The sequence below is a fragment of the Paraburkholderia steynii genome (assembly GCF_900100565.1).
Lineage (GTDB): Bacteria > Pseudomonadota > Gammaproteobacteria > Burkholderiales > Burkholderiaceae > Paraburkholderia > Paraburkholderia terrae.
Genome location: NZ_FNDI01000009.1, coordinates 163,010 through 176,017 on the forward strand (window position 1 = coordinate 163,010; position 13,008 = coordinate 176,017).

At 64.0% G+C, this 13,008-nt stretch carries 13 protein-coding genes; 2 read left to right on the plus strand and 11 right to left on the minus strand.

The window, feature by feature from the left end:
* Window positions 1-13 precede the first annotated feature (13 nt).
* The 9 genes from BLT65_RS18180 to BLT65_RS48725 form a co-directional block, all read right to left on the minus strand.
* The gene (locus BLT65_RS18180; protein ID WP_091779633.1) at window positions 14-592 is read right to left on the minus strand and encodes a hypothetical protein; all 579 of its coding nucleotides are present in this window, start codon (window positions 590-592) and stop codon (window positions 14-16) included.
* Window positions 589-1,155, minus strand: a complete 567-nt coding sequence (locus BLT65_RS18185; protein WP_091779635.1) for a hypothetical protein — start codon at window positions 1,153-1,155, stop codon at window positions 589-591. Before BLT65_RS18185 ends, BLT65_RS18180 begins: the two co-directional genes overlap by 4 nt.
* Window positions 1,152-1,682 (minus strand): hypothetical protein, encoded by a 531-nt coding sequence (locus BLT65_RS18190; protein ID WP_091779636.1) that lies wholly within the window; start codon window positions 1,680-1,682, stop codon window positions 1,152-1,154. The genes BLT65_RS18185 and BLT65_RS18190 overlap by 4 nt, the downstream gene beginning before the upstream one ends.
* Window positions 1,679-2,584, minus strand: coding sequence for a hypothetical protein (locus BLT65_RS18195; RefSeq protein ID WP_091779638.1), 906 nt, complete (start codon window positions 2,582-2,584; stop codon window positions 1,679-1,681). Before BLT65_RS18195 ends, BLT65_RS18190 begins: the two co-directional genes overlap by 4 nt.
* On the minus strand, window positions 2,565-4,295 hold the full coding sequence (locus BLT65_RS18200) for a GspE/PulE family protein (RefSeq protein ID WP_042305287.1): 1,731 nt from the start codon (window positions 4,293-4,295) through the stop codon (window positions 2,565-2,567). Before BLT65_RS18200 ends, BLT65_RS18195 begins: the two co-directional genes overlap by 20 nt.
* Before the next feature lie 14 nt (window positions 4,296-4,309).
* Window positions 4,310-5,512, minus strand: coding sequence for a type II secretion system F family protein (locus tag BLT65_RS18205; protein ID WP_091779640.1), 1,203 nt, complete (start codon window positions 5,510-5,512; stop codon window positions 4,310-4,312).
* A gap of 20 nt (window positions 5,513-5,532) precedes the next feature.
* Window positions 5,533-6,000, minus strand: coding sequence for a type II secretion system major pseudopilin GspG (gspG, locus tag BLT65_RS18210; RefSeq protein WP_042305289.1), 468 nt, complete (start codon window positions 5,998-6,000; stop codon window positions 5,533-5,535).
* A 138-nt stretch (window positions 6,001-6,138) separates the two neighbouring features.
* Window positions 6,139-6,831, minus strand: coding sequence for a response regulator (locus tag BLT65_RS18215; protein WP_167306502.1), 693 nt, complete (start codon window positions 6,829-6,831; stop codon window positions 6,139-6,141).
* A gap of 23 nt (window positions 6,832-6,854) precedes the next feature.
* Window positions 6,855-7,445: an SCO family protein gene (locus BLT65_RS48725; RefSeq protein WP_416365640.1), complete on the minus strand. Its 591-nt coding sequence runs from the start codon at window positions 7,443-7,445 to the stop codon at window positions 6,855-6,857.
* Window positions 7,446-8,142: 697 nt separating this feature from the next.
* Here BLT65_RS48725 and BLT65_RS18225 point away from each other — a divergent pair.
* The gene (locus tag BLT65_RS18225; protein WP_091779646.1) at window positions 8,143-9,276 is read left to right on the plus strand and encodes a sensor histidine kinase; all 1,134 of its coding nucleotides are present in this window, start codon (window positions 8,143-8,145) and stop codon (window positions 9,274-9,276) included.
* A 42-nt stretch (window positions 9,277-9,318) separates the two neighbouring features.
* On the opposite strand, the gene BLT65_RS18230 is transcribed toward BLT65_RS18225, so the two are convergent.
* The gene (locus tag BLT65_RS18230; protein WP_042305368.1) at window positions 9,319-10,110 is read right to left on the minus strand and encodes a response regulator; all 792 of its coding nucleotides are present in this window, start codon (window positions 10,108-10,110) and stop codon (window positions 9,319-9,321) included.
* A 557-nt stretch (window positions 10,111-10,667) separates the two neighbouring features.
* Here BLT65_RS18230 and BLT65_RS18235 point away from each other — a divergent pair.
* The gene (locus BLT65_RS18235; RefSeq protein WP_091779648.1) at window positions 10,668-11,306 is read left to right on the plus strand and encodes a lytic transglycosylase domain-containing protein; all 639 of its coding nucleotides are present in this window, start codon (window positions 10,668-10,670) and stop codon (window positions 11,304-11,306) included.
* Window positions 11,307-11,344: 38 nt separating this feature from the next.
* On the opposite strand, the gene BLT65_RS18240 is transcribed toward BLT65_RS18235, so the two are convergent.
* Window positions 11,345-13,003 carry a c-type cytochrome gene (locus BLT65_RS18240; protein ID WP_091779650.1) on the minus strand — a complete coding sequence of 553 codons (1,659 nt, stop codon included), beginning with the start codon at window positions 13,001-13,003 and terminating at the stop codon, window positions 11,345-11,347.
* Window positions 13,004-13,008: the final 5 nt, after the last annotated feature.

Genomic DNA, 13,008 nt, shown 5'->3' on the forward strand with positions numbered 1-13,008 from the left:
TATGTTCCTTCGCTCATTTTCCTTCGCTTTGCATGGATATGACCTGCCTCTGGTTCAACGGCAGATACATCAGCACGATGTCGGCGTCGGAGATCGACTCGACGCGATACTGTCCATCGAGCACTTCGCCCTGAGACACGATCACCAACTGATCGCCACTGCTCAGGAAGACACGTGGCTTGAGCGTCGAGCCGTCCAGTTTCCCCAGGTACACATACGGCACGGGCGGCGCGGTCGGCGGCGGCGGAGGCTCGGGCGCGGCCTGTACGGGTGGGGGCGGAGGCGGCAGCCACGACGACGCGGCAAACGGGTTGTTACGCGATTCGAGCGACATGGGCTTGCGCAATGCCGCGAGCTTTTCGTTCGCGGTCTTTTCGCTCGCTGCCTGCGTTGCTTTGCCGGGCGATGTCGCGCGGTCGTGTTTTGCCGCAGCGCGACCCGAAGAAGCCGTCAACGCGGCGTCATGACGCGCGACACTCACAGCCGCCATCGCCGACGTTCCTTCCGGAGCGCGCCACGCCTTCACCGAAAGCGCAATCGTCGCGATCAGGCACATGCCCAGCAGGGAGCGGCGAACGAAAACGGAACTCATGGCCGCGCCGTCCCGTAGACGAGTTCGAACCGGACGCGCGCATCGAGCACGCTGCCGTCCACGGCGGGCCGTTCGACGTGAATCTCACGCAACGCCGCATTCGGCACGCTGTTGAGCACCGACGCAAGAAACCGGCGAATCGTGACGTACTGATCCTTGACGGGCAGCAGCATCTGATAGCGCACGTAACGTCCACCCGGATCGGCAACGATGACGTATTCCGCCGAGCCGACTGCCAGATTGCTGTCGCGGGCGTGCGCGAGTATCGCCGCGATATCGTCCGCGCTATGCGCGAAACGCGGAAACAGATCGGGCAAGCTCGCGAGCACGGCGGTATCCGCGTACGAGCCCGTGTCGCGGGCAACGTCTGCCGTCTTCGCGGCACGCGCAGGCCGAACCTCGTTCGACAGCGCGATCGTGTCCCTTTGCATGCGTATCGCGCTATCGGCCACGACGACAGCAGCACACAACAACGCGATGCCTGTGAGCCCCGCTATACCGAAGCGCCGCATCAATTCGAAACGCAAGGTCAGGCAGCGCTCGCGCAGAAGCTCGACGTTCATGAGCGGCTCCACACGGCGGTAACCTGAAACCGGACGGGCGTGCCCGGAACATTGGCTTCGATCTCGTGATCGTTGAGCACGGCCTCGCGCAACAGCTTGCTCGATTGCAGATAGCGCAGATACGCGATCATCGCGTCGAAGTTCTTCGCTTCTGCCGTAATGCGAATCTGGCTCTGCACCGGATTCTGATCGATGCCGATCAGCGCGACATCATGGTCCGGATAGTCCTCGACAATCGACAACAGGTCTTGCCACGGCACCGTCAGTTCACTCAGCACCGCAAGACTCTGCTTTTCCGCATGCATCGCTGCAGGCGTTGGTTGCGCCCTGACGAGATGCGCTTTGGCGAGCACACGATGACGCGCCTCGTCCAGCCGTTCCTGCGCCTGCTCGTTGCCATCGAATGCCTGCCACAGCCGCACGCCGCTCGCAAGCAGCGCGCAAATCGCGATGCACAGCACGATGAGTCCCGCTGGCGCGAGGCGCGGCCGGCGGCGAGCGAAGTCGATGTCGAGCCGCTGGATCATTGCGCGTACTCCAGCAGATGGCGCGCGAAGCTCTCGCCGCCCTCGAGTTCATCACAGGCATTCGGCGGAGCCAGCGTAGTCACGCTCGCAAAGCGCGCTTGCAGCGCGGCGAGATCGATTGCATTGCCGGGGCCGTAGAAGCCCAGCGCGCAATCCTCGCGTCTGAGCGTCGTGCGTTCCGCGCAGCGCTCGAACGCCTGTTCCGCGAGTAGCGTGACTTTTGATGGATCGCATGCGTCGCCTGCGAAAAGGCGCTGCACGTCATAACAGGCCCAGCAGCCCGCTTCTATCAGCACAGCCTGGATCAATGCGTCGGCGGCGAACACGATCATCGCGTTGGCGCGAGGCATGCTGGGCAGCGTCCGGTTGAGCATTTCAGGCAGGCACAGTTTCAGCGCCAGCATGCGGGCGCCGGCCGACGCACTCGCCTCGCCCATCCCATCCACCAGCGCGCGCGGCAACGCGCTGGCAAACATAGCGCGTCCGCCACGCTGTACGCACGCGCGCACAACGATGGTCTCTCCATCGACACCATACGTATCGACGAAATGCGCACGCGCGATCTCGTCGACTTCTCGCGCGCGCAACGTGCGGAAGTCGCCACGCAGTATCGCGTGGTTGCCCCAGAAGTCGTCGAGCACGATATGGACGCCGCGCGTTCGGGAAGGCGCTTGCGGCACGACGCCATCCGGCGTGGGTTCGAGCGCTGCGCGAAGTGCGTCGAATACACCCGCTTGCGTGAACCATTGCGTTTCGGGCATCGGCACGCTGCGCGGCCCGGCGGGCGAAGTGGGCTTGCGCGCCGGCGTCCAGTGCGGCCGGCGCGGCCCCACGGCGACCTCGCGCGTGCCGATGCCGATGTTGATGTCCGCGACGGGCGAATCAATCGACCATGGTGACACGGTTGATCTCCTCGAGGGTCGTCTCGCCCTGCCGCACGAGCTTGATCGCCGCACTTCGCAGCGTCTTCATGCCCTGCCGGAATGCGGCCGCCTTGATCTGCGTAAGCGGCGCGCGTTCGGACAGCAGTTGCCGCAGTTCGTCGTCCATGCGCAACGCTTCCGCGACGGCGCGCCGTCCGCGATAGCCGCTACCGCGGCAGGCTGCGCATCCCATGCCGCGCCGGAACAGATAGCCGCCCGCCGCATCCGGATCGATGCCCGATCGCGCGAGCGCATCGGCATCGACGGTATCTTCCGCGACACAGTCCGGGCAGCACTGGCGCAAGAGCCGTTGCGCGATCACGCCGTTCAATGCCGACACGAAGCTGTACGGGTCGACGTCCATGTTCGTGAAGCGGCCGATCACGTCGAACACATTGTTCGCGTGTACGGTCGTGAAGACCTGGTGGCCCGTCAATGCCGCCTGCACCGCAATCTGCGCCGTCTCCGGATCGCGGATTTCACCGACCATGATCTTGTCTGGATCGTGGCGCAGGATCGAGCGAAGGCCGCGCGCGAATGTCAGCCCTTTTGCCTCGTTGACGGGAATCTGCAGAATGTCGCCCAGCTGGTACTCGACCGGGTCTTCGATGGTCACGATCTTTTCAAGTCCGTCGTTGATCTCCGTGAGGATCGCGTAGAGCGTCGTCGTCTTGCCGCTGCCCGTCGGCCCCGTGACGAGGAGCATGCCGTACGGCATCGCGGCGACCGTGCGCATGAAGCGCGTGTCTTCCTGCTGGAAACCGAGCGCTTCGAGCGTGAGTCCTCCCGACGCCTGCGACAGCTGATAGCGATCCAGAATCCGCAGCACCGCGTCTTCGCCGAACTGGTTCGGCATGATCGACACGCGAAAATCAATCTCACGGCCCGCATAGACGGCCTTGAAACGGCCGTCCTGCGGCACGCGGCGCTCGGCAATGTCGAGTTCGGAAATGACTTTCACGCGCGACAGCACCTGATCCGCGACGTCGCGCCCTTCGACGCGCCCCACCACCGTCAGCACGCCGTCGACACGGCATTTGATCATCAGCCCATGCGCGCGGCATTCGAGGTGGATGTCGCTCGCCATCATTTTGAGGGCGTCGTAGATCGTCGAATTCAGCAGGCGCACAACGGCGCTGTCGTCGTTGCTGATGCCCTGCAGCGTCAGCGCCAGCGACGCGGGATCAGCGGCATGCTGGGTGGTCTGGTCGAACGCTAGCGAGTCCATCGCGCGCACGTCCTTCTCGCGCACCGCCAGCCACGCGGTGATGTCGCCGATACTCGCGAGCGCCCAGCGATACGGCACGGCAGGCCGCGCGCGCATGCGTTGCTCGATACTGCCGCGCGTGCGCCGGTCGAGCGGATCGGCGATCACGAACAACAGGCCGCGTCCCGCCGCGGAATCTTCGGTATCGCGAAAGCATATGCACAGCCGGGTCGTCGCCTCGACGAACGGTACGACGTCGAAATCCGGTTGCAGCGCGTTCAGCGCATGCATCGTGATCGGCTGCATGTGACATTGCACGGCGAGTTGCGCGAGCACTTCGTCGGGGCTGACGGGCATTTGCGTAAGCAGATCTTCGAGCGCGCGCAGGCCCGATCCATGACGCTCGGCGAGAGTGCGCAGCGCATCGCGCAGATCGACGCCGCCCGTTCCGCCGATGCCGTTCGCCATGCTCGCCGTGTCCATGACATCCTCGCCTGCTATTGAACGCTCGATGCGATTTCGAAGATCGGCATGTACATCAGCACGACAATGCCGCCGATCACGATGCCAATGAAGATCATCATCGCAGGCTCGATCAGCCGTGAGATCAGATCGATTGCGCGCGCCACCTGTGATTCCTGAAACGCCGCTATCCGGTCGAGCACGGGCCCGAGACCGCCCGTTTTCTCCGCGACGGTCAATAGCCGGTACGTGATCGCATCAGCCAGCGACGCCTGCTGGAACGCGTCCGAAATCTTTGCGCCGTTGCGCACCTGATCGAGCGCACGCGCAAGCGATGCCTGATCGGAACGACCCACGAGCCCACGCGCAAGATCGAACGCACGGATGGCCGGGATGCCGCCGTCGACCAGCATCGCCGTGGTGCGGAAGAACTGCGATTGACGGAACACCCGAAAGTATTCGCCGATGCCCGGCAACGCGAGCATGCGGTCGGCAATCCAGTCGCGCGCGGAAGGGCGGCGCAGCACGATCGACGCAGCGAACGCGAGCACGGCGAAGGCGATTGCGAGTTCCTTGCCATGCGCGTGAACCATGCTGCCCCACGCGATCAGCAGTTGAGAAAGAAGCGGTAGTTCGCGCCCGCTATGTTCGAGCAGCGTCGCGAAGCGCGGGACGACGAAGCCCAACAGAAAGAGCACGACTACCGCGCCAACCACCAGTAGCACCGTCGGATAGATCGCCGCGGACACGACCCGCCCCCGCAGTTCATGCAGCATCGCGCTGTTGCGCGAATAGCGCGTGAGACTGTCTGCGAGACCGCCCGTCTGCTCGCTCGCTTTCACGCAGGCGACGAGCACGGCGGGGAAAACGTCGCTGGCCTGTTCGAGCGCCGCCGACAACGACTGGCCTTCTTCGAGCCGCCGCAACAGCCCGCGATACACGGCGGCGGAGCGTTCGCGGCGCTCGTTGCTCGCGAGCGTGCGCAACGCATCGACCACGCCGACGCCCGCCGAGAGCAGCGCCGCGAGTTCGCGCGCGAAGAGTTCGACATTGAACTTGCCGCGCGCGAGCGCGGGTGTGCGCAGACGCAAACGCGCGCTGCCGCGCTCGCCGCGCACCGATACGACACGCAGCCCGCGCGCGCGAGCGAGAGACGCGGCCGCTGCCGTCGAATCGCTCTCGACGCGCACTGTCTGCACCGCCCCGTTCGTATCGAAGACCCGCAGCACATACTTCACGTCGCTTCTCCTCGCACCGTTCACCAGGACGACACGGTCGCGTTCTCGCCCGAGCCGCCTGGCTGACCGCCCTTGCCGTACGAATACAGGTCGTAGTCGCCATGCTCGCCGGGAGACCGGTACTGATAGGGGCGATCCCACGGGTCAGGCGGCACGGCCTTCTGCAGATAGGGACCGCTCCAGTGCGGCGCGTCCTGCGGCTTTGTCATCAGCGCCTGCAGGCCCTCTTCCGTAGTCGGGTATGCGCCGACATCGAGCCTGTATTGATCAAGCGCCTTGCCGAGCGATTCGATCTGCGCGCGCGCGATCTTCGTGTTCGACTTGCCGATCTGCTCGAAATAGCGCGGAGCGACGAGACCCGCCAGCAATCCGATGATGACCATGACCACCAGCAGTTCGAGCAGCGTGAAGCCTCGCTCGCGCGCAGCTTGCCGTGCATGCGTATCGATGCGTCTGCCGCATGTGGACGTGAACAGAATGTCGCTCACGGTGTGGTCCTCCCTGTGGAATGCCGCGCGTGTCGCGCAGGCCGCACGCCTGTGTGAATTGTTGTTCAGGCCCGCACGCGCGCGAAGTAGGGAGACTCGTGCAAACAGATGGGTAAAGACCCTCCCGTTCTTTACCGTTCAAACGAAGTAGTTCAACCCATTGCCCGTGTCTTCGGGCAGCGCGAGCACGCCGAGATCGAGCGCCGCATGCACGAGTCCCGCCGCATTCGATACGCCGAGCTTGCGCATCAGGCTGGCGCGATGTTTCTCGATGGTTTTGGGACTCAGGCGCAACTGCTCGCCCACTTCGCGATTGGTGCAGCCCTCGGCAACGAGACGCAGCACGACGCGCTCGCGGCAGGTCAGCGCGCTCCACATCTGCGCATGCTGCCCGTTCGGAGGCTGGCCGCGCGGCTCGCCCTGTCGCGCGCCATATTCGTCGAGCGTCGCGTTGCGCTGGCCGAGCATGACCAGACGCATCGCCTCGACAAGCTCGTCGAACGCCGCGTCCTTGAGCACATAGCCATCGACACCTGCCGCCAGCGCCTCGCGCATATGCATATCGCTCGCGTGGATGGTCAGCGCGATGATCCTGATCTGCGGCGCTTGCCGCTTGATGTGCGCGATCGCTTCGACGCCGCTTCTGCCGGGCATCGACAGGTCCATCAGGATCAGGTCGGGCATCAGCGTCACGGCGAGGCTGCACGCCTCGACGCCGTCGCCCGCCTCGCCCGCGACGCTGTAGTGCTGCAACGCGCGGACCATCGAGCACAGCCCCCCGCGCAGCAGCGGCTGGTCTTCGGCGATCAGCACCCGGTGGATCTTCTCCACGTTGACACCTCCGCGCGGTGCGTTCACGAACCGTTGCGGGCGACGATCTCGTGATAGGCGCTCAACAGTTCGTCGGGAGTCGCGAGACCATCCAGGCGCAGCCACGGCTTGCCCGGCGCGGCGCGGAAGAACGCGACGGCCGTGTGGTTCATCTTGTCGCCGCGATAGACGTTGAACGCGCGCTGCGCGGCGACGCTCGCTTCCACCGTGCCCGTGTAGTATTGCCACTCCGGGCCCGCACCGAAGCGCTCAGCGTAGGCCTTGAGGCGCGCGGGCGTGTCCTCTTCGGGATCGATCGAGATCGACACCATATGCACGTTGTCGCGCTCGCTGCCGAGTTCCTCCTGCAATTGCTCGAAGGTCTGACTGACCATCGGGCAGATCGTCGTGCATGACGTGTAGATGAACGTCAACACCACGGGGCGGCCGTCGTTCAGTTCGTCGACGAGCGAAACGGACTCGCCGTCGTCGCGCACCAGCGTGATGGGCGGCAACGCGTAGTCCACCGTGGTGCGTGTCGTGCCTGGCGCCATGTCGTGATGATGCGTGTGCATCTCGTGCTCGCCGGACATGGAGTGAAGCTTGTCTTTCGACTGTTCGTCGTGCGGGGGCATGGCGTCCGCGGGCGCGGCCGTGTCATGCGCGGCGGGCATCGGCATGTTGTCCATCGGCATGTCGGCCGGCATCGCGTGGGCATCGTGCGCGGGCGCCTCTTCCGTCGCGACGTCTTTTTCTTCCGTGGCTTTCGCTGCTGCCTGCGCTGCTGCCGCTTCCTTCATCACGCGCTGCTTTGCCGTCATGCCTTGCAGCTCGGCACTGGTCGGCGCGTTGTCTTGTGCTGCCTTTGCAGCCGTCTCCGCGATCGGGTCATCGCTTTTTGCCTCGTCCATGTTCATCGAGGCGTCGTGATGTTGCGCCGCCATCGCCGCATCGGCTGCGGGCGCCTGTTCGTCCTCGGCGCTCAACGCGGGTAGCGCCGTGAATCCCGCGCCCGTCAGAATGAGCGCTCCGATTACGAGCCTGTGGGTGTTCATCGCGACCTCCTCTTCATGAAGCAACGGGCTGCGAACCAGGGCACGGCGCGCAATTCGCCCTTGCTCGACCAGTCTCGTCAATCGTCTGTGGGACGTCATTGGATGAAGCTCCCCAAAGCACAGTAGGGGAGTTCCACCTGCGTAATACCCCGCGCCAGACGGTACGGGTGTTCCCCGTGCGAAACGCAGCACGTGCCCCGTTGCCGTGCGCGCGGCGCGCGGCCTACAATCCCACAGCGGCTTCAGAGTTTTTCGGGTCAACCAGACGGGAGCGCCCATGCATGCCACTACGTCGCCTGAACCGCCCGTCAAGCTGCGCGATCTGATCGACGCGATGCGCAAGCTGGGCAACGCCATGCGCGACACGCAGCAGACGGCGCACATCAGCGACGCGCGCGGCGCCGCGCTCGCCTTGACGACCGCCGAAGGCGCGATCGTCAGCACGAATCGCAGCGCCGCCGCGCTGCTCGGTTATGCGAGTGCCGATCTCGCCGGCAAGCCTCTCGCGGACCTCGCGCATGAAGAAGATCACGCGGCCGTCGAACAGCAACTGCACGACACCGCAGACCATGTGTTCCACACGTTCGACGTCACGCTCACGGGCCGAACCGGCCATCGAATGCCATTGCATGTGTACCAGCAGGCTTTTGCACCGAGCCACGGCGGCGCACTGCTCCGGCTGATGTTGCTCGCCGAGCCGCTCGCGTCGCTGGGAAGGAAGAAGTCCCAAAGCGCCCAGCCACCTGCGGACGACGCGCGCAAACCAACAACCTGGCTCATGATGGGCCAGCAGCGTGAACGCGAGCGTCTCGCCGCCGAGCTTCACGACGGCATGGGTCAGGCGCTGACGTTGATCAAGCTGATGGTGGAAGACGCGCGCATGCGCTTGCGGCGCGGCCAGGCCGACGACGCCGCGCAACTGCTCGATGCAACCGTCCTGCAGATACGCGACACGATCGGTGAAATGCGGCAGATATGCGGAGAGCTGAGGCCGCTCGCGCTGGAACGCCTCGGCCTGCCCGCCGCGTTGGGCGCGCTCTGCCGGCGCGTCGGGCAAAGCATCGAAACGCTGCGCGTGATGTTTTCATGCGGCATCGAAGACGGCGAAATCCCCGATCATCTGAAGGCGGATATCTTTCGCGTGGTGCAGGAAGCGCTCAATAACATCGTCAAGCATGCTGCTGCTTCGGAGATTCGCGTCGAGTTGCAGCGCAATGCATCGCATCTGCTGCTGACCATACGCGACAATGGAACTGGCTACGAGGGACACCCACTTCGCACGGACGACGCCCGCTCGAACGGCCTGGGTCTGACGGGCATGCAGCATCGCGTCGAAACGCAAGGCGGCACGTTCGCCGTGAGTGCAATCCCGGACGACGGCACCGAAGTCTCGGCATGCTGGCCTCTGTAGCGCCTCGCATGTCATGCCGCGCGGCGCGCACGCATGTCCTGGCTAGGCCGCCGTCGTGCCGCTCATGCGCGGCAACGCGGCGTTCTCCGCTTCGCCCGCCGCGCCGTCCACCTGCGCGCCGGCAACGGGCAAACGATACAGCCCGTCGTCCGTCTCAGGCTCCGCGCATTTCGACGCGAGTGAAGTCAGCAGGCCCATGCTGATCGCAGCAAGCACGAGTTCCGTCACGTTCTCGATCGCAAGCTTGTGCATCACGCTCGCGCGATACTTCTCGATCGTTTTCGGACTCAGGTTCAGATACTGGCCCACTTGCCGGTTCGTCCGCCCTTCCGCAATCAGCTTCAACACGCTGCGTTCGCGGGCCGTCAACAGGTCCCATGCTTTCTTCGGCGCGGCGATCTCGCGCCCCGTCACGAACGAATCGACCATGAAGCCATAGACGTCCGCGCTCAGATGCTTCTTGCCCTGCATGACAGTGCGCATCGCGAAGAGCAGTTCGTCGAACGAGACATCCTTCAGCACGTAACCGTCGACACCCGCACGCAACGCCTCGCGCACATATTCCTCGCTCTGATGCACGGTCAACGCGATGATATGCACGAGCGGCGAGCGACGCTTGATTGCCGCCGTCGCGTCGATGCCGTTCATGCCGCGCATCGACAGATCCATGAGGATCAGGTCAGGTGCCAGCGACATGGCGAGCTGACACGCTTCCTTCCCGTCACGCGCCTCGCCCACGACTTCATATTCGCTTTGCGCCGACAGCATCGAGCGCAACCCGTTGCGCAGCAGGTCGTGGTCCTCTGCGATGATCACGCGATGTTTGATGTTCACGGTCGGCTCCTCGTGTCGTGTAAGTGTGCGTGCCATAACATGGCGAGCACAAAATTCTTCTTCTTTCGATTGTTACTTTCTTGAACATTACGTATATATTTCGTTATGCTAACGCATGGCGGCAAAACCCTACCAGGCCTGCGTCCGGCTCAGAAGGAGCAAGGAGCTTGCCATCCTCGCGGAACCTGTAGGCATGCCCGACCACTTAAAAACTGTCAAAGATCGGTAATTTTTGCGCGCAAAAATGTTTCATTCCTGATCGGTTTCTTTCCGTTTCACGCGCCCGTAATATTTCGAAAAAAGTCCCTTTCAACAGCGAGAGGCACGTTATCCGGCAGTTTTCACCCACGCGGCATGCTCCGCTTTGCGTTTCCTTCTTTGCGCGTGCCTGCGCGCCAAAACACCCGACGAATTCGCTCTTGCCGCAACCGCCTCACCTGTAACGTTTCTGTACAGTGGGTGAAAGCCCTCCGCATCCGCCTCAGAAAAAGGGGAGATCGCCCCATTGCCGCCTTCTGGACCGCGCACCACAATCAGAGCACGAGCGGAGATCCATCATGCGCGTGCATGCAGCGACACGACCGGCACCTACAGCCTCCGCGCCATCCGTTCTGTCGGCCGTCGTGCTCGGTCTGGTTCTGGCGCAGTCCGCACACGCCGATATTTTCGGCAAGGTCGACAGCAGCGGCGCAATCGTGCTGACCGATATGCCGGGCAAGACGGGCATGTCGCTGATCGTCGCGTCGCCGCCGTCACCAGCCCGCGCGAAACAGCCTGTGCAATCGACGCATGCCGACGCCGCGCAATTCGAACCCGTGATCGTCGAGGCCAGCGAAACCTTCCATTTGCAGCCGGAACTCCTGCGCGCGGTCATCGACGTCGAATCGCGCTACAACCCCAACGCCGTCTCCGAAAAAGGGGCACTGGGCCTCATGCAGCTGATGCCGGACACGGCGCGCCGCTTCTCCGATGGCGACATGTTCAATCCGCGCGACAACGTGCTTGCGGGCGCCCGCTATCTGCGCTTTTTGCTCGATCTCTTCAAGGACGATATGGAACTGGCGCTCGCCGCGTACAACGCCGGCGAGAATGCCGTGATACGCGCGGGCTACAGGATTCCGTCGTTTCCCGAAACACGTTCGTATGTGCCGCGCGTGCTCGATAAATACCGGCGGTTGCTGCCTGCGAGCAGTTGAGTTGATCACTTCGAATAGCGAGCATTCAGCGCCTCGCGCTACGGCACGATCCAGTCGCTGTCCGCGACCACGCGCAGTCTGTCCGGCTCTGCGAAGCGCACGATGTACCCGCCCTTCGATGCATAACGCTGGCCCGGTGCGAGCGTGAGGCGCGGATAGTAGCCGGTGAGAATGCGATGTTCGAGCATGTCGTCGATACGTTCGACGAGGTAGTCGCGCACGAAGGCATCGACCATATGGCTGAGCGTTTCGGCGAGCAGCCCGCACGCCAGATAGGTATCGGCCTGCACACGCTCGTCGACGACGGGAATATGCCGTATCGCGAACCATCCAAACGCATAGTCGACACGCACGCGACGGCCTTGCGGCAGATCGACGGGATACGCAAGCCGGGCGTTGTCACGCCAGTGCGCTGGCAGCGGTACGCGGTCGAGCCCGCCCATCAGCCCGGACACATACACGGCCACCGAGGCAGCCGGCGCGTCGCCGAGCGCGGCGATGTCGGGCGGCCTGAGCCACAGCACGAGCACATCTGCGTGCGACGCGCCTCGCAGCGCCGCCGCGACACGCGCGTTCGCGGGCATCGCGTGATTCTCGACGGCGATGCCCTGCTTCTTCAAATCTGCGGCAAGCGCCTGCGCCGCGGCCTCGCCGCTATCGCCCGCCCGATAAACCTGCAGCACTGTCTTGACCGGTCGAGCCGAAACGGATCTGGCGGACTCGCGTATTCGTTTCGCGATCAGTTCCGCTTCGAGCAGCACGCCACGCGAGAAATACATCGAGTAAAAGTCGTGCTCGCTTTCGACGGGCACCTCCACGTTCGGAAACAGACACGGCACCTGTTCTCGCTCGCAGAAATCGTGGACAGGTGCCCAGTTCCTGCCGCCGAGTCCCGACAGCACGGCGAACACCGGCTGCTTCGCAAGATACTGCTGCAACTGCGCCTGCCACGTCTCCGGCGGGCCGTGGAGTTCCCATACATGCAGTTCCCAGCGCCTGTTGACCATGAACATCATCTTGCGCGACGAGCGCAACGCGGGCGTCGCGCCCAACGGCGAAGCGTTCTTGTCGGCAAAGTAATGTTCGATCACATCGAGCATGCCGCGCCGCTTCACGGGGTCGGCGTCGGGCGTGAGGATCGTTGCGAAGTGCAGCACGGTGTCGGTGACGCCGAGCGCCCTGCGCCTGTCGAGCGTCTTCAGATAGCCGATGAGCGCATGCATGTCCGCGTCGCTCAGATCGAATTGCGGCATCAGGTAGCCGAGCGGCTTGCCTTCGGAATCGATGCCTTCGCGGATCGCGCGTGCGAGCGTCGCTTCCGTGTATGGTTCGCGACTGGTGCGCATGCCGTCGATGAACGGCACCGTCAATTCATCCGGGTTTTTCGCGGGCGGATGAAACAGATACTGCGCGGCAATGGGCGGAATGACCGTGTTGCCTTCCTTCGCGCCAAGCCCGCTGCGTCGATGGCAATTCATGCAGGCGGCCGTTGCGCCTCGCATCGCAAGTTGCCCCTGATGCGTCGCTTCGACGGGGCGGCCGTCGCCGGCGATGCCGTCGCGAAAGATCGCTTCGCCAACGTCGACGGGCGGCGCTCCGAGCGCGTGATGCGCGGACACCAGCAACGCGGCGGCCAACGCGCTCGCAAAGAGCAGCCGCCGTGGAAACGCAGTGGCCATTGCGACGAGGCCGGGCATGATCG